The sequence below is a fragment of the Candidatus Stoquefichus massiliensis AP9 genome (genome assembly GCF_000455285.1).
Lineage (GTDB): Bacteria > Bacillota_I > Bacilli_A > Erysipelotrichales > Coprobacillaceae > Stoquefichus > Stoquefichus massiliensis.
Genome location: NZ_HG005287.1, coordinates 342,286 through 343,535, shown reverse-complemented (window position 1 = coordinate 343,535; position 1,250 = coordinate 342,286). Strand labels below are relative to the sequence as shown.

Here is a 1,250-nt window from a genome sequence, read left to right as displayed (position 1 = left end):
TGGAAAGAAAGGCAAACATCGAAAATCCAGCAATCAGATGAAATAAAACGGATAACCCCAGCGGTATCAGCACAAAAGGCGCATACCATTTTTTCCAGCGTTTCATCTGCGTAAGCAGATACAGAAGCGGCATCCCCAGTGACAGGGGAATCAAAAGCTGTGCAGGTATGAATTTCAGTGAAAAATGGGTGCTGAAATAAAACTCATAATTCAGCAGGACACGCAGCGACTGAATCAGTGCCGCAGCGGCAAGCAGCAGAATGGAACTGGATTTCTGCCCATGATACCAGTTATAGAAGAACAGCCCCAAAAGCAATACGGCAGCCGCCATATAAGCCGTGGCAGGCATGGCAAGTCCATTCGCATCACTGACAGTCTGCTGTGTCTGGATATCCTGACTAGACATCCGCACCATCGGCATACCCCGATATTCCTCATCTGCATGAGCCGCAAGGGCAATCGTCAGCGTCTTACCACTATAGCCCGACGGTAATGACAGCCGCACATATTCCCCTTGTCTCTGCAAACCCTTATATTCCCTGGAAAATTCCACAGAGCCGATACGGTTATCAAGGCTTGGGTCAACGCTATAGAGAAGCTCCCCATCCAGAAAGACACTCTGCTGCCAAGTCACTCCATCCAGTTCCAGTATGGTATACCCGTCCCGTTCCATCTGCTTATCCAATGTCCGTGACAGATAGAACGTTTCACCTGTACTGTCAAACAGCTCCTGTACCGTCTTATCCTTTCTTGTATCATGTTCCAATGTATAGATATCCCATCCTTTCGCATCCTCAAACACGGGTGTTAAAAATAATTTCTCTGCATCTGTAGCTGTATAGGAAGAAAGAAAGGACACGACCAAAAGCACGATAATCACATAGAGGGGAAGCAGCCCTGCTTTCCAGTTTGATTTTATCTTATCCAAAAAAGACACCTCCTTTTCTACAAGGATAACAGTAACATAAGGGTGAAATCAAGGGATTTTCTTACCAGTTAGGAAGAATATCCTACCAGTTAGGAATACCCCCTTTTTTTATGGGTGATTTTTTTGTTAGGATAGACTTATATAAGTGTACACAATCGCCTGCTTGTCCAGCTGATATCACAGAGTGAAATGAAACGGATGTCAAAGGCAAATGTACCGGAAAGAGAGGAACAAATAAACATATGAATAACAAAAAGAAACAGACAGCGGCAGTCGCAGTGGCAACCGTATTGAGTGTTTCCACGGTAGTGAACCCTGTCAC

At 45.1% G+C, this 1,250-nt stretch carries 1 protein-coding gene; it reads right to left on the bottom strand.

Annotated elements, in window-relative coordinates:
• A partial coding sequence (locus BN350_RS20920) for a hypothetical protein (RefSeq protein WP_044600193.1) occupies positions 1-928 on the bottom strand: 928 nt, incomplete at its 3' end.
• Between the last annotated feature and the right edge of the window lie 322 nt (positions 929-1,250).